Below are 19,128 nucleotides of genomic sequence, written 5' to 3' on the forward strand. Positions count from 1 at the left end.
CAATTTCCCAGCACAGAGAGTTAAGTGCGAAGTGGATATTACTAGAGGTACGAATACATGGTAGCTGCGTTAGCTAGACCAGGACGAGAGCTCGCAAGGCAATTGTTAATGATCCAGTCTGGCGCGGTTATTTTTGTGGCAGCAGGAATGGCGGTAGCCATAAATCCTGACTGGGGATTTTCAGCGCTGATTGGCGGAGGCATTTTTGTTGTTGCCAATGCAGTATTCGCGCTGTGTGCTTTCATGTTTAGTGGAGCTCGCGCTGCCAAGCGCATCGCTGCTTCCTTCTATACGGGTGAAGTACTGAAAATTCTCATCACGGTTGCACTGTTCTATGTTGCCTACATGTATATGCAGGTGGAACTTGTTCCCCTCAAACTAACCTATTTGCTGGTACTAGGTATTAATATCTGTGCACCAGTGCTATTCATTAACAACAAAAAATAGGATGAGTTATGGCTGCGCCAGGTGAAGCGCTAACATCGTCCGGTTACATTGCCCACCACCTTTCTAACCTATCGCTATACAAGTTGGGTTTAGTAGGGTCGGAGACAAGTTTCTGGAACGTACATATCGATAGCCTGTTTTTTTCTTGGTTTACTGGTTTAATTTTCCTCGGAATTTTTTACAAAGTAGCAAAGAGAACAACAGCGGGTGTACCGGGTAAGCTTCAGTGTGCTGTAGAAATGATCGTTGAATTTGTCGCCGATAACGTCAAAGACACGTTCCATGGACGCAACCCACTGATCGCGCCTTTAGCACTGACTATCTTTTGTTGGGTATTTTTGATGAACGTGATGGACTTAGTTCCTATCGACTTCTTACCATACCCAGCAGAGCATTGGCTAGGTATTCCTTACCTTAAGGTTGTACCGTCTGCTGATGTGAATATCACCATGGCTATGGCTCTAGGCGTTTTTGCATTGATGATTTACTACAGCATCAAAGTAAAAGGTCTAGGTGGATTCGCAAAAGAACTTGCACTACATCCATTCAATCACCCACTGATGATTCCGTTTAACCTACTAATTGAAGTGGTATCGCTATTAGCGAAACCTCTATCACTTGGTATGCGTCTATTCGGTAACATGTTCGCGGGTGAGGTTGTATTCATTCTTTGTGCGGCAATGCTACCATGGTACTTACAATGGATGGGTTCACTACCGTGGGCAATCTTCCATATCTTGGTTATTACGATTCAAGCCTTCGTATTCATGATGTTGACAATTGTTTACCTGTCAATGGCACACGAAGATCCTGATCATTAATTTTTTTAAAGCTTTTTATTTGGGCACTAAGCCAACAACTATAAATTGGAGATAGTAATGGAAACTTTACTGAGCTTTTCTGCAATCGCCGTAGGTATTATCGTCGGTCTTGCTTCTCTTGGTACAGCGATTGGTTTCGCACTGCTAGGTGGTAAATTCCTAGAAGGTGCTGCACGTCAACCAGAAATGGCTCCTATGCTACAAGTTAAGATGTTCATCATCGCGGGTCTACTTGATGCGGTTCCAATGATCGGTATCGTAATCGCGCTACTATTCACTTTCGCAAACCCATTCGTTGGTCAACTAGGTTAATCACCTTTAACTCGGGACGGGCGATTATCGCTTGTCACTGATTAACACTAAGTCCAAATAGAGGGGTAGCTGTTGTGAACATAAACGCAACTCTGCTAGGTCAAGCAATCTCGTTCGCACTATTTGTGTGGTTCTGCATGAAGTATGTATGGCCACCATTGATGCAAGCGATCGAAGAGCGTCAGAAGAAAATTGCTGATGGTCTTCAAGCAGCAGAACGTGCTGCGAAAGACTTGGATCTAGCACAAGCCAACGCTTCTGATCAATTGAAAGAAGCGAAGCGCACAGCAACTGAGATCATCGAACAAGCGAACAAGCGTAAGTCTCAAATTCTTGATGAAGCTCGCGAGGAAGCTCAGGCAGAACGCCAGAAAATCCTAGCGCAAGCAGAAGCAGAACTTGAAGCTGAACGCAATCGTGCACGCGATGAGCTGCGCAAACAAGTTGCTACTCTGGCTGTAGCTGGTGCTGAGAAAATCCTTGAGCGTTCTATCGATAAAGATGCGCAAAAAGATATTCTCGACAACATTACTGCAAAACTTTAAGTCTGGGGGCGCATATGTCTGATTTGACTACTATCGCACGCCCCTATGCTAAAGCAGCCTTCGACTTTGCTTTAGAGAAAGACCAGTTGGACCAATGGGGCCAAATGTTATCTTTTGCTGCTGAAGTGGCCAAAAACGAACAAATGAACGAACTACTAACGGGTTCGGTTTCTGCTGACAAAATGGCAGAAATTTTTGTTGCAGTTTGCGGCGAACAAGTTGATGCGCACGGTCAAAACCTTTTGAAGGTAATGGCTGAGAATGGTCGTTTATCGGCCCTTCCTGATGTTTGTACGGAGTTTTTTACTCTGAAAAAAGAACATGAGAAAGAAATTGATGTTGAAGTAATTTCAGCAACAGAGCTTTCTGATGAACAACTTGCAAACATTGGCAGCAAACTTGAAAAGCGTCTTGAACGCAAAGTGAAGCTGAATTGCAGTGTAGATGAGACCCTACTTGGTGGGGTTATTATTCGAGCCGGAGACCTAGTCATCGATGACTCAGCGCGTGGTCGTTTGAACCGCCTGAGCGATGCATTGCAGTCTTAATGGGGATTGGAGCATGCAACTTAATTCCACGGAAATTAGCGATCTGATCAAACAACGTATCGAATCTTTCGAAGTTGTTAGTGAAGCTCGCAACGAGGGTACTATCGTATCGGTAAGCGATGGTATCATCCGCATCCACGGCCTAGCGGACGTGATGCAAGGTGAAATGATTGAATTACCGGGTGGCCGTTATGCACTGGCACTTAACCTTGAGCGTGACTCGGTTGGTGCGGTTGTAATGGGCCCATATGCTGACCTTAAGGAAGGCATGAAAGTTACAGGTACTGGCCGCATTCTTGAAGTGCCAGTTGGTCCAGAACTACTAGGCCGCGTAGTAAACACGCTGGGTGAGCCTATCGATGGTAAAGGTCCAATCGAAGCGAAAATGACTTCGCCTGTAGAAGTGATCGCACCAGGTGTAATCGACCGTAAATCGGTAGACCAACCTGTGCAAACTGGTTATAAGTCAGTTGACTCAATGATCCCAATCGGTCGTGGTCAGCGTGAGCTTATCATCGGTGACCGTCAGATTGGTAAAACAGCACTGGCGATCGACGCGATCATCAACCAGAAAGACTCTGGTATTTTCTCTATCTACGTAGCAATCGGTCAGAAAGCATCGACTATCGCTAACGTTGTTCGCAAACTAGAAGAGCACGGCGCACTACAAAATACTATCGTTGTAGTTGCATCAGCTTCTGAATCTGCAGCGCTTCAATATCTAGCGCCTTACGCAGGTTGTGCGATGGGTGAATACTTCCGCGATCGCGGTGAAGACGCACTGATTGTTTACGATGATCTATCTAAGCAAGCGGTAGCTTACCGTCAGATCTCTCTACTACTTAAACGTCCACCAGGCCGTGAGGCATTCCCAGGTGACGTATTCTACTTACACTCGCGTCTACTAGAGCGTGCAGCTCGTGTAAACGAAGAGTACGTAGAGCGTTTCACTAACGGTGAAGTGAAAGGTAAGACTGGTTCTTTGACTGCTCTTCCTATCATCGAAACTCAAGCAGGTGACGTTTCAGCATTCGTACCGACTAACGTAATCTCGATTACCGATGGTCAGATCTTCCTACAAACTGAGCTATTCAACGCTGGTGTTCGTCCTGCTGTTGACCCAGGTATCTCAGTATCTCGTGTAGGTGGTTCAGCTCAGACGAAAATCATCAAGAAACTATCAGGTGGTATCCGTACAGCACTAGCTGCATACCGTGAACTAGCGGCATTTGCTCAGTTCTCTTCTGACCTTGATGACGCAACGAAGAAACAGCTAGACCATGGTCAAAAAGTTACAGAACTAATGAAGCAGAAGCAGTACGCTCCAATGTCTGTATTTGACCAAGCTCTAACTATCTTCGCGGCAGAGCGCGGTTACCTTGATGATGTAGAACTTAACAAAGTTCTAGATTTCGAGGCGGCTCTACTATCGTACGCTCGCGGTCAATACGCTGAACTAGCAGCTGAGATCGACAAGTCTGGCGCTTACAACGATGAAATCGAAGCTCAGTTGAAGAAACTGACTGACGACTTCAAAGCAACCCAAACTTGGTAATTAGGTCGGTGGCAGTTTCTGCCACCAACTAACGGAGAGTAACGATGGCCGGCGCAAAAGAGATACGTAATAAAATCGGTAGTGTTAAAAGCACTCAGAAAATTACGAAAGCGATGGAAATGGTAGCAGCTTCAAAAATGCGTCGTTCTCAAGATGCAATGGAAGCTTCTCGTCCATACGCTGAAACAATGCGTAAAGTGATCGGTCATGTGGCTAACGCAAACCTAGAGTACCGTCATCCGTACCTAGAAGAGCGTGAAGCTAAACGTGTTGGTTACATCATCGTTTCGACAGACCGTGGTCTGTGTGGTGGTTTGAACATTAACGTGTTCAAAAAAGCCGTTACAGACATGCAAGCATGGAGAGAGAAAGGTGCTGAGATTGAGCTAGCCGTTGTTGGCTCAAAAGCAACAGCTTTCTTTAAACATGGTGGCGCAAAAGTTGCGGCACAGGTTTCTGGTCTTGGAGATAATCCAAGCCTACAAGACCTAATCGGCTCTGTTGGCGTAATGCTGAAGAAATACGATGAAGGTGAACTGGACCGTCTATATGTAGTATTCAACAAGTTTGTAAATACTATGGTTCAGCAACCAACGATCGATCAATTGCTACCTTTGCCTAAATCGGACAGCGAAGAGATGCAGCGTGAGCATTCATGGGACTACATCTATGAGCCTGAACCAAAACCTCTACTGGATACGCTATTAGTGCGTTACGTAGAGTCTCAGGTATACCAAGGTGTGGTTGAGAACCTTGCTTGTGAGCAAGCGGCTCGAATGATTGCGATGAAGGCTGCAACGGATAACGCAACCAGTTTGATTGACGATTTGGAACTTGTGTATAACAAAGCCCGTCAGGCTGCGATTACACAAGAACTATCAGAAATCGTTGGTGGTGCAGCTGCGGTTTAAGCTTAGGTAAAACGAAATAGTTTAGAGGATTAACGATGGCTACAGGTAAGATCGTACAGATCATCGGTGCGGTAGTCGACGTAGAGTTCCCACAGAGCAATGTACCTAGTGTATATGACGCTCTAAACGTAACGGACTCAAAAGAGCGTCTAGTTCTTGAAGTTCAACAACAGCTAGGCGGTGGCGTAGTTCGTTGTATCGTAATGGGTAGCTCTGATGGTTTACGTCGTGGAGTAGAAGTGGTTAACACTGGCGCTCCAATTTCAGTACCAGTAGGTACTAAAACTCTAGGTCGTATCATGAACGTCCTAGGTGACGCGATTGACGAGCGTGGTGAAGTGGGTGCGGAAGAGGTTTACTCTATCCACCGTAGTGCACCAAGCTACGAAGAGCAATCAAACGAAATTGCACTTCTAGAAACGGGCGTTAAAGTAATCGACCTAATTTGTCCATTCGCTAAGGGTGGTAAAATCGGTCTATTCGGTGGTGCAGGTGTAGGTAAGACCGTTAACATGATGGAACTTATCAACAACATCGCACTACAGCACTCAGGTCTATCAGTATTTGCTGGTGTTGGTGAGCGTACTCGTGAAGGTAACGATTTCTACTACGAGATGCAGGAAGCGGGCGTTGTAAACGTTGAGAAGCCTGAAGAATCAAAAGTAGCGATGGTTTACGGTCAGATGAACGAGCCACCAGGTAACCGTCTACGTGTTGCACTGACTGGTCTAACAATGGCAGAGCGTTTCCGTGACGAAGGTCGTGACGTACTACTGTTCATTGATAACATCTACCGTTACACACTTGCAGGTACAGAGGTATCAGCACTACTAGGTCGTATGCCTTCTGCGGTAGGTTACCAGCCAACTCTTGCAGAAGAGATGGGTGTACTTCAGGAGCGTATCACGTCAACGAAATCAGGTTCTATCACGTCTGTACAGGCGGTATACGTACCAGCGGATGACTTGACTGACCCGTCTCCAGCAACAACGTTCGCGCACTTGGATGCAACGGTTGTACTTAACCGTAACATCGCTGCAATGGGTCTATACCCTGCGATCGACCCGCTAGATTCAACATCTCGTATGCTTGATCCACTAGTCGTTGGTCAAGATCACTACGAAGTTGCTCGTGGTGTTCAGCAGACTCTTCAGCGCTACAAAGAGCTGAAAGATATCATTGCTATCCTAGGTATGGACGAGCTATCTGAAGAAGATAAGCAAGTTGTATCTCGTGCACGTAAGATTGAGCGTTTCCTAACTCAGCCTTACCACGTAGCAGAAGTATTTACAGGTGACCCTGGTATTTACGTACCTCTAAAAGAGACTCTACGTGGCTTTAAAGGTCTACTAGCTGGTGAATACGACGACATTCCTGAGCAGGCATTTATGTACTGCGGTAGCATCGACGATGCTATTGAGAATGCGAAGAAGCTATAAGGCTAACTAGGAGGCGATATGGCAGCAATAACCTTTCACCTAGACGTAGTAAGCGCTGAGAAGAAAATCTTCTCTGGTCGTGTTGAAACGTTTCAGGTGACCGGTAGCGAAGGTGAACTTGGTATTTTCCATGGTCACACACCGCTGCTGACCGCTATCAAGCCTGGTATGGTGCGTATTGTGAAACAGCACGGCCACGAAGAAATTATTTATGTTTCTGGTGGTATGGTAGAGATTCAGCCTGGTACAGCGACTGTACTAGCTGATACAGCTATCCGTGGTGAAGAGCTAGACGCAGCGAAGGCAGAAGAAGCCAAACGCCGCGCTGAGGAGCAAATCCAGAATCAGCATGGTGACATGGACTTCGCACAAGCGGCCAGTGAACTGGCTAAAGCCATTGCTCAGCTACGAGTTATCGAGCTGACAAAAAAGCGTCGCTAAGCTCAATTAGCAACGTTGCATGAAAAAAGGCGGCCAATTGGTCGCCTTTTTGATTAATTTTAGTTGGAAATTTACCTTACTCCATTAACTATTTTAAAAGAGCTGTTTAAAATAACGGCCAATTAACATAAAACGTCAATAGGTTATCAATGAAATTCAGTGCTGTGATTCTTGCAGCGGGTAAAGGTACCCGTATGCATTCGAACATGCCTAAGGTGCTACACACTTTGGCAGGTAAGCCAATGGCAAAACATGTGATTGATACATGTACAGGTCTAGGTGCACAAAATATCCACTTGGTCTTTGGCCACGGTGGTGATCAAATGCAAACCACTCTTGCAGAAGAGCCTGTAAATTGGGTGCTTCAAGCGGAGCAGTTAGGGACAGGTCATGCGGTTGATCAAGCGTCTCCGAAGTTTGAAGACGATGAAAAAGTACTGGTGCTTTACGGTGATGTTCCACTGATTTCAGCTGAAACGATTGAAAACCTATTAGATGCACAGCCAACAGGCGGTATTGCACTACTAACAGTGATTCTAGATAACCCGACAGGCTACGGTCGTATTATCCGTAAGAATGGTCCTGTTGTGGCGATCGTTGAGCAAAAAGATGCAACAGAAGAACAAAAACAAATTAAAGAGATCAACACTGGCGTGATGGTTGCGACTGGTGGGGATCTTAAGCGTTGGTTGTCTGGCTTAAACAACAACAACGCACAAGGCGAATACTACCTAACTGACGTTATTGCAGCTGCACACGATGAAGGTCGTGCCGTTGAGGCAGTACACCCAGTCAATGCCATTGAGGTGGAAGGGGTCAATGACCGCGCACAGCTTGCTCGTCTAGAGCGTGCTTTCCAGTCAATGCAAGCTCAGAAGCTACTAGAGCAAGGTGTCATGCTACGCGATCCAGCACGCTTTGATTTGCGTGGTGAGTTACAGTGCGGTATGGACTGTGAAATCGACGTGAACGTTATCGTCGAAGGTAAAGTTTCACTGGGTGATAACGTGGTTATCGGTGCGGGTTGTGTACTGAAAGATTGTGAAATCGACGACAACACCATCGTTCGCCCTTACAGTGTGATTGAAGGTGCAACGGTTGGTGAAGAATGTACGGTTGGTCCATTTACTCGCCTTCGTCCTGGTGCTGAAATGCGTAACGATTCCCATGTGGGTAACTTCGTTGAAGTGAAAAATGCGCGCATCGGAGAAGGTTCAAAAGCGAACCACCTAACTTACTTAGGTGATGCAGAGATCGGTCAACGTACTAACATCGGCGCAGGTACTATCACTTGTAACTACGATGGTGCGAACAAGTTTAAAACCATCATCGGTAATGATGTTTTTGTTGGTTCTGATAGCCAGCTGGTGGCGCCTGTCACTATCGCTGATGGCGCAACCATCGGTGCAGGCACGACACTAACAAAAGATGTTGAAGAAGGTGAGTTAGTAATTACTCGCGTCAAAGAGCGCAAAATTACTGGCTGGCAGCGTCCTGTAAAACAGAAATAAGCATTACCTACACTCTGTCTCTATATTGTCAAAGCCGCTCAACAAGAGCGGCTTTGTTGTTTCTAGCTAAGGCTTCATCGCTAGTAGCTAGGAATGGCAATACGTTTTTCGAGCCAACGAACGGCTTGAGATACAAATAGGATGAGCAACAAGTACTCCAAAACGAGGAAGGTATAAATCTCTAAGGGTAAGTACTCATTCACCACCAGCTCATTAGCACGGCGAGTGAGATCGCTTAAACCAATCACGCTGACTAAAGAACTCATCTTGAGAATGTAGACAAATTGATTGCCCAGTGGTGGGAGAATTTGCCGAAATGCTTGGGGAAGAATTACCAGGCGCATCTTTTGCCAATAGCTTAAGCCCAAAGATTCAGCCGCTTCATGTTGGCCACGGCTGATAGCTTGTATCCCACCGCGAAACACTTCCGCCATAAACGCACTCTCAGCGATAGTCAGTGCAATAACACCCGCCCAAAAGTGATTGAGTGAGACATCCAATAGTGTAGGCATGCCGTAATACACCCAAAGTAGTAAGACTAAAACTGGCACTGAACGGATCACCTCGACATAAATACGGTTTATCCACTTCAGAGAGGCAGAGTCCGACAGAGCGGGTAACGCAACGATCAGGCCCAAGCTCATCGCAAATAACATACTGAGGAGTGATACCTGAATGGTGTCATTAAACCCAGCGATTAAAAACTTTAGATTGGTGAGCCCTTGATCCGTCGAAGGGTCAAGTACATACCAGCCCCATTGATAATCTGAACAACCAGTGAGTAATAGCAGTGAAAACAGCCATAGAGTTCGAAACGTCACATTTACTCCCTGAATTAACTAAAAAACTTCCTTTGTTACTGCTATGTTATCAGTAGAGCTCTAATAAAGGTTAATTATTAAACCGTATAAGGTCATTATTTTTAAGGGAATAAAAATGAGAAAGATTTTACTAGTGCTAGGAATGTGTTTGCTTGCTGCGACTCAAGTCGCTCACGCTGAAAGCCGTCTTCAATCTATTTTAGACAATGGCGTACTCCGAGTTGGAACGACGGGAGATTGGAATCCGATGACGATGAAAGACCCCGCGACAAACAGTTATCGTGGCTTCGATATCGATGTAACAACAGAACTTGCTAAAGATCTCGGTGTAAAAGTGGAGTATGTTCCCACGGATTGGAAGACGCTAGTTAATGGCATTACCGCCAACAAATACGATATTACTGGCAGCGCATCTCTGAACATGTCGCGCGCGAAAGTAGCTGGATACAGCCAGCCATATTTCTACCTTGCCTTTGTACCTGTGGTGCAAAAGAAAGATCTCGCCAAATTCTCTGATTGGGCGGATTTTAATAAACCAGAAGTAAAAGTCGCGGCGACGTTAGGTACGGTACAAGAAAAAATGGTGAAAGAGTTCTTCCCGTCTGCTCAGCATATTGTTATTGAAGCGCCAGCGCGCGACTTCCAAGAACTACTAGCTCGCAGGGCCGATGTATCGGTGACGTCCAATGTGGAAGCAGCGACGTTGGTGGATAAGTTTAAACAGTTGGCGATAGTGCCAGTGACCGCACCGCGTAAACCAACCCCAATTGCTATGTTGTTGCCGCAAGACGATCAAGTATGGATTAATTACATCAATCACTGGGTAGAGTTGAAAAAGACTCAAGGCTTTTTTAAGCAGACTGCCAAGAAGTGGGGGTTGAAAAGCTTATAAACAGAAAGAGCCGCATTGCGCGGCTCTTTTTATTATCTGAACGATTAAAGTTCGTCTTCACTCACGACTCGGGCGTTGTCAGGAGTCGTAAAGTGCTTGGATAATTCGCGATTCGACAGAATGTATCCCATCCACAGCCCACCCATACAGATGATGATTGCGATGCCAGTAACCATCTGAGCTTGGCTTGCCATTGCGGCTACCAATGCACTTGAGAAGCTACTTACACAGATTTGCAGGCTGTTTTGCAGACCTGCTGCTGTTGCAGGGCTCTGTTGTGCGCTGGCCAGTGCACGGTTTACCACTATTGGGTACAGCGCGCCGTTAGCAACGGCAATCAAACAGAATGGCGCAAGAATAGGCCAAATCGATGACAGCTCCCACTGTGAAGCAATGAAAATCATTAATGCCGCGACACTAAATAGGCCAATCAGTTGGCGCAGAACCTTTTCATCACCAAATTTTCGAACGCCTACTTTACCTAAGTAGCCACCAGCCATAAACGCGATGGTTTGTGGGATAAAGCTCAAACCAATATCTTTTGCTTCGTAGCCCAGTTGCGCCATGATTTCTGGCATCCCAGTTAGGTAAGCAAAGAATGCAGCCGAAGCCGTCGCAAACATAAACACGTTGCCAAGGTATTTTTTAGAACTCAGCAGCGCTTTGATGTCGGCAGACATACTGGTTTGTTTGATTTCTGCTTTCTCGTCTTTTTGGGCCATGGTCGCAAAGACCAAAAAGACACCAACCAGTGTTAGCGTAATAAAGATACTGTGCCAGCCGAAGTTATCTGCCAACACAACCCCTAATTGAGGTGCTAGTGCTGGTGATAGCGCGACGAGTGGCATGATTGTCGCAAAAATTTGTTGGCTACTGCTTGAGTAGCGTTTAATGACCATAGCCTGCCAGATCACGGCTGGTGCACACACACCGATAGCTTGGATAAAGCGCAGTGTGAGTAGTTGCCATACTTGATCACAGAAAGCCAAACCGAATGACGCGATAGTAAATAGCACCAACCCGGCTGCGAGTGTATTACGATGGCCAAATTTATCGGATGCCAATCCCCACATTAGCTGGCCAATCGCCATACCAACGAGGAATACCGTTAAAGAGAGCGCAATTTGCTCAGGGCCTGTTGCAAAGTCGATTTCCATCGCTTTGAATGCTGGCAGATACATATCGGTAGCAACGAAGCCAAGCATCGATAATGCTGCCAGATAAATGAGCTGTAGTTTTGAGATTTTCATGATTCAACCAGTCAAATTATTTAATCATTTTTTAATCAACATCAGTTGGCGCCAACCGTGATTTATTTACCTTATTATTCTATTTTTCGATTTTGAGAAAATAAAACGCTAAAATTGTTGGTTATCAATCAAATTTTTTGAAAGGTTAAATCATGTTCTCTAAAGCGTCTTTGGAAATGCTGGATACGGTTGCCCGTTTAGGCAGTTTCACCGCTGCGGCTGAGGTATTGCATAAAGTCCCCTCAGCCATCAGCTATGGAGTAAGGCAGGTCGAGCAAGATTTAGATGTGGTGCTGTTTCGACGTTTACCAAGGAAAGTCGAGCTAACTCCAGCGGGTGAACTTTTTATGGCCGAGGCGCGCTCTTTGCTGCGTCAAATGGAAGAGGTGAAAGCACAAACGCGGCGAGCGGCTCAAGGATGGAAAAGCACGTTAAAGCTGACCTTAGATAACGTGGTGAAGTTAGAAAAACTCAAACCTTTGGTGGAAGATTTCTATCGCGAGTTTGAATTTGCTGAATTGCAGATCAATATGGAGGTCTTCAATGGTTCTTGGGAAGCCATAGCACAAGGTCGAGCCGACATTGTCGTTGGCGCGACATCTGCGGTTCCCGTTGGGGGAGATTTTGAAGTCAAAGATATGGGCGTATTAGATTGGGCATTTGTAATGTCACCCGCTCATCCTTGCGTTCGACAACAAGTGCTTACTGAAGTGTTTGTGAGTCAATTTCCGGCGATCTGTCTTGATGATACTTCGAACGTGCTGCCAAAACGCCATACTGGCCATTATCCGCAACAGCGCCGATTATTATTGCCCAATTGGTATAGTGCGATTGAATGTTTAAAAAATGGGGTGGGCGTGGGTTACATGCCACGTCATATTGCAACACCCTTAATCAATGATGGTGTGCTGGTGGAGAAGGTCATGCCGGATGATAAACCGCTCAGTCACTGCTGCTTAGTATGGCGCAAAGATGATAATCATAAATTGATCCAGTGGATGGTGGACTATCTTGGGTCGCCTAATCAGCTACATAAAGATTGGTTACAGTCATAAAAAACACCTCGCATTAGCGAGGTGTTTTCATTGATATGTTTAAAATGTGGCGTTTTATGACAAGAAAAACTTATACGATGGGTTGTCTGTCTCGTCTTTGCATTGATAGCCAAGTTCACGTAAATGTGCAGAAAACTGAGCTAAATCGCTTTCATCTAACTCGAAACCACATAAAACACGTCCGTAGTCAGCGCCGTGGTTACGGTAGTTGAACAAGCTGATATTCCAATGAGTACCGAGTGTGCTTAAGAACTTGAGTAGCGCTCCCGGATATTCTGGGAATTCAAAGCTGTAGAGGCGCTCTTTAAGCGGCTTAGACGGCTTACCACCAATCATGTAGCGCACGTGCAGCTTCGCCATTTCATCATCAGACAAATCAACCACTGGGTAGCCACCATCACGTAAGTCGTGAATGATATGTTCTAGCTCTTCCTGACCGCCTTGCAAACGCACACCGACAAAGATATTTGCCAATGCGTCATCGTTGTAGCGGTAGTTAAACTCCGTTACGGCGCGGCCGCCAATGAGGTTACAGAACTCAAAGAAGGCACCTTGACGCTCAGGAATGGTGACGGCAAGCAAACCTTCACGTTTCTCACCAAGCTCGCAACGCTCAGAAACATAACGTAAGCCATGGAAGTTAGTGTTGGCACCAGACAGCACAGTACCTAAATTCTTACCTTGCAGTTTGTTTTGCTCAGCAAACTTCTTCAAACCCGCCAGAGCAAGCGCGCCAGAAGGCTCTGCAATCGCACGGGTGTCTTCAAAGATGTCTTTTACTGCTGCGCAGATTTCATCGCTAGAGACGGCAATATGGCCATCAATGTACTTTTGGCATAGACGGAAAGTCTCTTCGCCAATGCGTTTTACAGCGACGCCATCGGCAAACATGCTGACTTGGTCTAGTACTACTGGCTCACCAGCATCCAAAGCAGCTTTGAGGCATGACGAATCTTCTGGCTCAACTGCAATCACTTTGATTTCTGGCATGAGCTGCTTCACAAGTACCGCAACACCCGCAGCCAAACCGCCACCACCGACAGGGACGAAAATGTAATCAAGGTGACCATTTTGCTGCAGCATTTCCATGCCGATGGTGCCTTGACCTGCAATCACCAGTGGGTGATCGAAAGGAGGGACAAATGTGTACCCATGCAGATCAGAAAGGCGTTCCGCTTCCGCTTTTGCCTCATCAAAGTTGCTGCCGTGCAGCACTACATTGCCACCGAAGCCACGTACCGCATCGACTTTGATGTCTGGTGTGGTTTTAGGCATCACGATGGTGGTTTTGATGCCTAGCTTAGTACCAGAGAGCGCCATGCCTTGAGCGTGGTTACCTGCCGATGCTGCAATGACACCAGCGGCTTTTTGTGCTTCAGATAAACTCGCCACCATGTTGTATGCACCGCGCAATTTGAACGAGTGTACGGGTTGGCGATCTTCACGCTTGATCTGCACGTTATTCCCGATACGTGCAGATAAACGAGGCATTTCTTGCAGTGGCGTCACTGTTGCTACTTCATAAACAGGTGCGCGAAGGATTTGGCGCAGATAATCTGCGCCAGTTTGGTTCACTTGTTTTTCGGGTTGAGCTTCCATCATTGCTAGCCCTCTAGCTTCGACTTGTCTCGTACTGCACCCTTGTCAGCACTGGTTGCCATACTCGCGTACGCTTTGAGTGCAAATGAAACTTCACGTTGGCGGTCAACTGGTTTCCAGCCTAGTTCGTCTTGTTTTGCACGGCGCTCAGCAAGTTCTTGTTCAGACACTTGGAGTGAAATTGAACGGTTTGGAATATCAATTGCGATCATATCGCCTTCTTTTACCAGGCCAATTGCACCGCCGTTTGCTGCTTCAGGAGAGGCGTGGCCGATAGAAAGACCTGATGTGCCGCCAGAGAAACGGCCGTCAGTCAGAAGTGCACACTCTTTGCCAAGGCCCATCGATTTTAGATAAGTGGTTGGGTAAAGCATTTCTTGCATGCCCGGACCACCTTTAGGGCCTTCGTAACGGATAACAACCACGTCGCCAGCTTTTACTTTGCCGCCTAAGATGCCTTCTACGGCGTCTTCTTGGCTTTCGAAAACTACGGCTGGGCCAGTGAATTTATGAATGCTCTCATCCACACCAGCAGTCTTAACGATACAACCATCTAATGCGATGTTGCCTGATAGAACGGCTAGGCCACCTTCTTGGCTAAAGGCATGATCGATAGTACGAATACAGCCTTCCGCACGGTCGTCATCAAGGCGATCCCAGCGGCAATCTTGTGAGAACGCTTGAGTAGTACGAATACCCGCAGGACCTGCGCGGTAGAACTTAAGTACTTCTTCGTCTTCAGTTTGGATGATGTCGTATTTCGCCAGCTGCTCTTTCATCGAAAGGCCAAGCACGGTGCGCGCATCATTGTGTAGAAGACCTGCACGATCTAACTCACCAAGAATCGCCATGACGCCACCTGCGCGGTGTACGTCTTCCATGTGATATTTCTGGGTAGATGGTGCCACTTTACATAGGTGTGGTACTTGACGTGATAGGCGATCGATATCTTCCATATCGAAATCCACTTCACCTTCTTGCGCCGCGGCAAGTAGGTGCAGAATGGTGTTGGTTGAACCGCCCATTGCGATGTCCAATGCCATTGCGTTTTCGAACGCATCAAACGTAGCGATGTTGCGCGGCAGTGCTGATTCGTCATCTTGCTCGTAGTAACGACGAGTCAGTTCAACGATACGACGGCCTGCATTAAGGAACAGTTGTTCACGGTCAGCGTGCGTTGCCAGCATAGAACCGTTGCCTGGTTGAGAAAGACCCAGTGCTTCCGTTAGACAGTTCATTGAGTTTGCAGTGAACATGCCTGAACACGATCCACACGTTGGACATGCGCTGCGTTCGATCTGCTCGCTTTGCTCATCAGACACTTTTGGATCCGCGCCTTGGATCATCGCATCTACAAGGTCTAGTTTGATGATCTGATCAGAAAGCTTGGTTTTACCCGCTTCCATTGGACCACCAGAAACAAAGATAACCGGGATGTTGAGACGCATAGATGCCATCAACATTCCCGGAGTGATTTTGTCACAGTTAGAGATACATACCATGGCATCGGCACAGTGCGCGTTGACCATGTACTCCACAGAGTCTGCGATCAGTTCGCGTGAAGGCAGTGAGTACAGCATGCCGCCGTGACCCATTGCGATACCATCATCAACCGCGATGGTGTTGAATTCTTTTGCGATGCCGCCGGCTTTTTCGATTTCACGCGCTACAAGCTGGCCCATGTCTTTCAGGTGTACGTGACCCGGAACAAATTGAGTAAACGAGTTTACAACGGCGATGATTGGTTTACCGAAGTCTTCTTCTTTCACACCCGTTGCACGCCACAGTGCTCGTGCACCCGCCATGTTACGACCATGTGTGGTGGTAGCTGATCTATATTTTGGCATTTCCTAATCCTTCTTACTTCTGTTCTGGGTACACATAGTCTAACCAGCCCCACTTATCTTCCGTGGTGCCGTCAAATAGGCCAAAGTAGGCTGCTTGTAGTTCTTTAGTGATAGGGCCGCGCTTACCAGTGCCCACTTCAATCTTGTCGATGGTTGCCACAGGCACAACTTCTGCTGCGGTACCGGTCATGAATACTTCATCCGCAAGGTAAAGGGCTTCACGAGCAATGTTCGCTTCACGGACTTCGTAGCCTTTATCGCGTGCAATTGTCATGATCGAGTCGCGAGTGATGCCCGGTAGAATCGCGCTAGTTGCTGGTGGTGTGGTGATTACGCCATCTTTGATAACGAAGATGTTTTCACCAGCCCCTTCCGATAGGTAACCATCTACGCTTAGCGCAATACCTTCGTCGTAACCGTGACGACGCGCTTCACCACCAACCAGTAGTGAAGATAGGTAGTTACCGCCTGCTTTAGCTGCAGTTGGGATGGTGTTTGGCGCAGCGCGGTTCCAGCTTGAAATCATCGCATCGACACCTTTTTCTAGCGCTTCTTCGCCTAAGTAAGAGCCCCAAGGAAATGCTGCAATGATTAGATCCATCTCAGTGCCAACTGGTGGACATACGCCTAAGCCAACATTACCGACAAAACCCAATGGACGAATGTAAGCGCTGTCGAGTTTGTTTTGGCGCAGTGTTTCGCGGGTCGCTTCCATGATTTCTTCTACAGAGAAAGGGATCGGAAAGCGGTAAATCTTGGCAGAATCTTTTAGACGTTGTGCATGCTCACGGTGACGGAAGACAATTGGGCCTTTTGGTGTGTTGTAACAGCGCACGCCTTCAAACACGGATGTACCATAGTGCATTGCGTGAGTCAGAACGTGAACGTTCGCCTCTGCCCATGGAACCATCTCACCATTAAACCAAATGAAATCTGCAGTTTTCGTTGCCATTTGTTGCCTTCCTTATGCACTTACGTGTTGTTGTAAGTTGTGATTTGGCAGTTCATCGTTGCGGATTTTTAGCACCTCAACCTTACGAACGTCCCACAACTTCTCTATTTGATTGATCAAAAACGAGATTGGTCGATCGCTGTCGACGATGATCTCGACGCTGGCTACTTTGCTTTCGTGGTTTTGCGTAGCAGCGACTTGTTTGATCACGAAGCCTCGGTGACGAATCACACGTAGAACGCGCTCCAACAGTACCGGTTTGTCATCGGCTTTGATGTCGAGTAAATATCTGTCCATGCGATTGTCTCCTATGTATTTTCCAACATATCACTGTTTGATGCGCCAGGTGGCACCAATGGCCACACGTTTTCTTCTTCATCAATCAAAACGTGAAGCATGTAAGAAGTTTCACTCGCTAGCATCTCTTTGAGAGCAGGTTCGACTTCTTCTTTCTTGGTGATGGTTTTGCCCGGGATATCGAACGCTTTTGCTAACATCACGAAATCTGGGTTGTCATCAAGAATGGTTTCACTGTGGCGACCGTCAAAGAACAATGACTGCCATTGGCGAACCATGCCAAGACGTTGGTTATTAAGAAGGACAATCTTCACTGGAATCTGACGACGCTTCAGCGTGCCCAATTCCTGAACGTTCATCATAAATGAACCGTCACCTGTAATAAGGATAGACTGATCATCAGGACGTGCGACTGCAGCACCCATCGCCGCTGGCAAGCCAAAGCCCATGGTGCCAAGGCCAGCAGAAGTGATGAAATTTTGTGGTTCGCGTGGCTGGATATGTTGCGCTGCCCACATCTGGTGCTGACCGACGTCGGTCGAGACAATTGAGCTATCTGGCATCATGTCAGACAGCTGTTTAAGCAATAGCGGTGCGTAGATTAACTCGCCCGGGTGGTCGTAACGCCACTTAAAGCCGCTGCGCAGACTTTCACTGTGATGAACCCACGGTGAGATATCTTGAGTCAGCTCTAGCTGAGGAAGAATGGTGTTGATGTCGCCACGTAATGGTGCGTTGGCGTGGCGCAGTTTATGAATCTCCGCAGCATCAATGTCGATATGAATCACTTTCGCATTTGGTGCAAACGTGTCGAGCTTACCCGTCACACGGTCATCAAAGCGCGCGCCAACCACGATCAATAGATCGGCTTCTTGAACCACTAGGTTAGCGGCTTTGGTGCCGTGCATACCCAACATACCAAGATAGTGAGGATCATGGCGTTCAATGGTACCGAGGCCTTTTAATGTGCTAACTGCAGGCATTGGGTTTAAGCGAAGAAATTCGCGTACTGCATCGGTTGCTTTCGCAAGTTGCACGCCACCACCAACATACAACACTGGGCGAGTAGATGCTGCCAGCACATCTTGCGCACGTTTGATATCTTCAGCGCTGACATCTTCGATTGCTGGTGCTATGTATGGAGGAAGAAGGTCTGTAGGTGCTTGAGCGAGTTGAACGTCTTTGGCGATATCGACAATGACAGGACCCGGACGACCGGTTTTTGCGACCTCAAAGGCTTCGGCAAGTGTCGGAGCTAGATCTTCAATTTCAGTCACGAGATAGCTGTGCTTAGTACAGGCTAGGGACATTCCGATCACATCCATTTCTTGGAATGCATCGGTACCGATATGAGAGCTAGCAACCTGGCCTGTGATGGCAACTAGAGGTACGGAGTCAAGGAAAGCGTCGGCAAGGCCGGTAACAAGGTTAGTGGCTCCTGGGCCGGAAGTTGCCATGCACACAGCAACGTCTTGAGTGGAACGAGCCATCCCGATAGCTGCCATAGCGGCCCCTTGCTCGTGACGGCATAGGATGTGTTCCACCCCACCGTCATACAAAGCATCATAGATTGGCATGATGGCCCCGCCGGGGTAGCCAAAAACGGTTTCGATGCCTTGCTGTCTTAAAGCGGCTACGACAAGTTGTGCACCAGTCATCGTAAACCTCCTTTGCTACGTTGTGGCTCGTAGCGATTGCCATATTTATTGCACTTCATGTGCACTCCCATTCTTCCCGTTAAACTGTCCGAGGGTTAGACAGATGACAACTTGTAGTTGTAAAAAAACCCCCGGACTTTTCAGTGCGGGGGTTTTTTGTAATTTGTGGTTACCTTTCGCCCACAATACCCCGCGCGGTGCCAATAATGACCACGATAATCAGGGCT

19 protein-coding genes are annotated in these 19,128 nt (G+C 47.1%); 12 read left to right on the plus strand and 7 right to left on the minus strand.

Features of this window, described 5'->3' with window-relative positions:
* Positions 1–57: 57 nt before the first annotated feature.
* From R7Z50_RS21030 to glmU, 10 genes are all read left to right on the plus strand, one after another.
* Positions 58–447: a F0F1 ATP synthase subunit I gene (locus R7Z50_RS21030; RefSeq protein ID WP_005378921.1), complete on the plus strand. Its 390-nt coding sequence runs from the start codon at positions 58–60 to the stop codon at positions 445–447.
* A gap of 8 nt (positions 448–455) precedes the next feature.
* Positions 456–1,268, plus strand: a complete 813-nt coding sequence (gene atpB, locus R7Z50_RS21035) for a F0F1 ATP synthase subunit A (protein WP_005378922.1) — start codon at positions 456–458, stop codon at positions 1,266–1,268.
* A 57-nt stretch (positions 1,269–1,325) separates the two neighbouring features.
* Complete coding sequence (atpE, locus tag R7Z50_RS21040) at positions 1,326–1,580, plus strand: F0F1 ATP synthase subunit C (RefSeq protein WP_002540812.1); 255 nt, start codon at positions 1,326–1,328, stop codon at positions 1,578–1,580.
* A gap of 74 nt (positions 1,581–1,654) precedes the next feature.
* The gene (atpF, locus tag R7Z50_RS21045; RefSeq protein WP_005378929.1) at positions 1,655–2,125 is read left to right on the plus strand and encodes a F0F1 ATP synthase subunit B; all 471 of its coding nucleotides are present in this window, start codon (positions 1,655–1,657) and stop codon (positions 2,123–2,125) included.
* 14 nt (positions 2,126–2,139) lie between these two features.
* On the plus strand, positions 2,140–2,673 hold the full coding sequence (atpH, locus tag R7Z50_RS21050; protein WP_053350671.1) for a F0F1 ATP synthase subunit delta: 534 nt from the start codon (positions 2,140–2,142) through the stop codon (positions 2,671–2,673).
* Positions 2,674–2,686: 13 nt separating this feature from the next.
* Complete coding sequence (gene atpA, locus R7Z50_RS21055; RefSeq protein ID WP_005378931.1) at positions 2,687–4,228, plus strand: F0F1 ATP synthase subunit alpha; 1,542 nt, start codon at positions 2,687–2,689, stop codon at positions 4,226–4,228.
* Positions 4,229–4,272: 44 nt separating this feature from the next.
* Complete coding sequence (gene atpG / locus R7Z50_RS21060) at positions 4,273–5,139, plus strand: F0F1 ATP synthase subunit gamma (protein ID WP_005378932.1); 867 nt, start codon at positions 4,273–4,275, stop codon at positions 5,137–5,139.
* Positions 5,140–5,174: 35 nt separating this feature from the next.
* Positions 5,175–6,578, plus strand: a complete 1,404-nt coding sequence (atpD, locus tag R7Z50_RS21065) for a F0F1 ATP synthase subunit beta (protein WP_005383849.1) — start codon at positions 5,175–5,177, stop codon at positions 6,576–6,578.
* Between the two features lie 18 nt (positions 6,579–6,596).
* A complete protein-coding gene (locus R7Z50_RS21070) occupies positions 6,597–7,019 on the plus strand; it encodes a F0F1 ATP synthase subunit epsilon (protein ID WP_005378937.1) in 423 nt (140 codons plus the stop codon).
* Between the two features lie 149 nt (positions 7,020–7,168).
* Positions 7,169–8,530 (plus strand): bifunctional UDP-N-acetylglucosamine diphosphorylase/glucosamine-1-phosphate N-acetyltransferase GlmU, encoded by a 1,362-nt coding sequence (glmU, locus tag R7Z50_RS21075; RefSeq protein WP_047102566.1) that lies wholly within the window; start codon positions 7,169–7,171, stop codon positions 8,528–8,530.
* 80 nt (positions 8,531–8,610) lie between these two features.
* Here glmU and R7Z50_RS21080 read toward each other — a convergent pair whose 3' ends face one another.
* Positions 8,611–9,351 (minus strand): amino acid ABC transporter permease, encoded by a 741-nt coding sequence (locus R7Z50_RS21080; RefSeq protein WP_005383852.1) that lies wholly within the window; start codon positions 9,349–9,351, stop codon positions 8,611–8,613.
* 115 nt (positions 9,352–9,466) lie between these two features.
* Between R7Z50_RS21080 and R7Z50_RS21085 the strand changes: the two genes are divergently transcribed.
* Positions 9,467–10,243, plus strand: coding sequence for a transporter substrate-binding domain-containing protein (locus R7Z50_RS21085; protein ID WP_005378944.1), 777 nt, complete (start codon positions 9,467–9,469; stop codon positions 10,241–10,243).
* Positions 10,244–10,287: 44 nt separating this feature from the next.
* On the opposite strand, the gene punC is transcribed toward R7Z50_RS21085, so the two are convergent.
* Positions 10,288–11,493 (minus strand): purine nucleoside transporter PunC, encoded by a 1,206-nt coding sequence (punC, locus tag R7Z50_RS21090; protein WP_005378946.1) that lies wholly within the window; start codon positions 11,491–11,493, stop codon positions 10,288–10,290.
* A 152-nt stretch (positions 11,494–11,645) separates the two neighbouring features.
* Here punC and punR point away from each other — a divergent pair, with 152 nt between their 5' ends.
* Positions 11,646–12,548: a DNA-binding transcriptional activator PunR gene (gene punR / locus R7Z50_RS21095; RefSeq protein WP_318144652.1), complete on the plus strand. Its 903-nt coding sequence runs from the start codon at positions 11,646–11,648 to the stop codon at positions 12,546–12,548.
* A 54-nt stretch (positions 12,549–12,602) separates the two neighbouring features.
* Here the strand turns inward: punR and ilvA are convergent, their stop codons facing one another.
* From ilvA to ilvG, 5 genes are read right to left on the minus strand one after another with little or no spacing between them, the layout of a single operon-like run.
* Positions 12,603–14,150 (minus strand): threonine ammonia-lyase, biosynthetic, encoded by a 1,548-nt coding sequence (ilvA, locus tag R7Z50_RS21100; RefSeq protein ID WP_017635600.1) that lies wholly within the window; start codon positions 14,148–14,150, stop codon positions 12,603–12,605.
* 2 nt (positions 14,151–14,152) lie between these two features.
* Positions 14,153–15,994 (minus strand): dihydroxy-acid dehydratase, encoded by a 1,842-nt coding sequence (gene ilvD / locus R7Z50_RS21105; protein ID WP_005383859.1) that lies wholly within the window; start codon positions 15,992–15,994, stop codon positions 14,153–14,155.
* A 13-nt stretch (positions 15,995–16,007) separates the two neighbouring features.
* On the minus strand, positions 16,008–16,946 hold the full coding sequence (gene ilvE / locus R7Z50_RS21110; protein ID WP_017821566.1) for a branched-chain-amino-acid transaminase: 939 nt from the start codon (positions 16,944–16,946) through the stop codon (positions 16,008–16,010).
* A 12-nt stretch (positions 16,947–16,958) separates the two neighbouring features.
* Positions 16,959–17,243 (minus strand): acetolactate synthase 2 small subunit, encoded by a 285-nt coding sequence (gene ilvM, locus R7Z50_RS21115; protein ID WP_005378958.1) that lies wholly within the window; start codon positions 17,241–17,243, stop codon positions 16,959–16,961.
* Between the two features lie 11 nt (positions 17,244–17,254).
* Positions 17,255–18,901 (minus strand): acetolactate synthase 2 catalytic subunit, encoded by a 1,647-nt coding sequence (gene ilvG / locus R7Z50_RS21120; RefSeq protein WP_005378960.1) that lies wholly within the window; start codon positions 18,899–18,901, stop codon positions 17,255–17,257.
* Between the last annotated feature and the right edge of the window lie 227 nt (positions 18,902–19,128).

This window comes from Vibrio sp. 1249-1 (assembly GCF_033340495.1).

What these genes read in the sequence shown, in the direction of transcription:
- R7Z50_RS21030 (WP_005378921.1), top strand. Translation starts at nt 58, where the DNA reads ATGGTAGCTGCGTTAGCTAGACCAGGACGAGAGCTCGCAAGGCAATTG.
- glmU (WP_047102566.1), top strand. Translation starts at nt 7,169, where the DNA reads ATGAAATTCAGTGCTGTGATTCTTGCAGCGGGTAAAGGTACCCGTATG.
- ilvG (WP_005378960.1), bottom strand. Translation starts at nt 18,901, where the DNA reads ATGACTGGTGCACAACTTGTCGTAGCCGCTTTAAGACAGCAAGGCATC.
- atpH (WP_053350671.1), top strand. Translation starts at nt 2,140, where the DNA reads ATGTCTGATTTGACTACTATCGCACGCCCCTATGCTAAAGCAGCCTTC.
- atpB (WP_005378922.1), top strand. Translation starts at nt 456, where the DNA reads ATGGCTGCGCCAGGTGAAGCGCTAACATCGTCCGGTTACATTGCCCAC.
- punR (WP_318144652.1), top strand. Translation starts at nt 11,646, where the DNA reads ATGTTCTCTAAAGCGTCTTTGGAAATGCTGGATACGGTTGCCCGTTTA.
- R7Z50_RS21085 (WP_005378944.1), top strand. Translation starts at nt 9,467, where the DNA reads ATGAGAAAGATTTTACTAGTGCTAGGAATGTGTTTGCTTGCTGCGACT.
- ilvA (WP_017635600.1), bottom strand. Translation starts at nt 14,150, where the DNA reads ATGATGGAAGCTCAACCCGAAAAACAAGTGAACCAAACTGGCGCAGAT.
- punC (WP_005378946.1), bottom strand. Translation starts at nt 11,493, where the DNA reads ATGAAAATCTCAAAACTACAGCTCATTTATCTGGCAGCATTATCGATG.
- atpD (WP_005383849.1), top strand. Translation starts at nt 5,175, where the DNA reads ATGGCTACAGGTAAGATCGTACAGATCATCGGTGCGGTAGTCGACGTA.
- ilvD (WP_005383859.1), bottom strand. Translation starts at nt 15,994, where the DNA reads ATGCCAAAATATAGATCAGCTACCACCACACATGGTCGTAACATGGCG.
- ilvE (WP_017821566.1), bottom strand. Translation starts at nt 16,946, where the DNA reads ATGGCAACGAAAACTGCAGATTTCATTTGGTTTAATGGTGAGATGGTT.
- atpG (WP_005378932.1), top strand. Translation starts at nt 4,273, where the DNA reads ATGGCCGGCGCAAAAGAGATACGTAATAAAATCGGTAGTGTTAAAAGC.
- ilvM (WP_005378958.1), bottom strand. Translation starts at nt 17,243, where the DNA reads ATGGACAGATATTTACTCGACATCAAAGCCGATGACAAACCGGTACTG.
- R7Z50_RS21070 (WP_005378937.1), top strand. Translation starts at nt 6,597, where the DNA reads ATGGCAGCAATAACCTTTCACCTAGACGTAGTAAGCGCTGAGAAGAAA.
- atpE (WP_002540812.1), top strand. Translation starts at nt 1,326, where the DNA reads ATGGAAACTTTACTGAGCTTTTCTGCAATCGCCGTAGGTATTATCGTC.
- atpA (WP_005378931.1), top strand. Translation starts at nt 2,687, where the DNA reads ATGCAACTTAATTCCACGGAAATTAGCGATCTGATCAAACAACGTATC.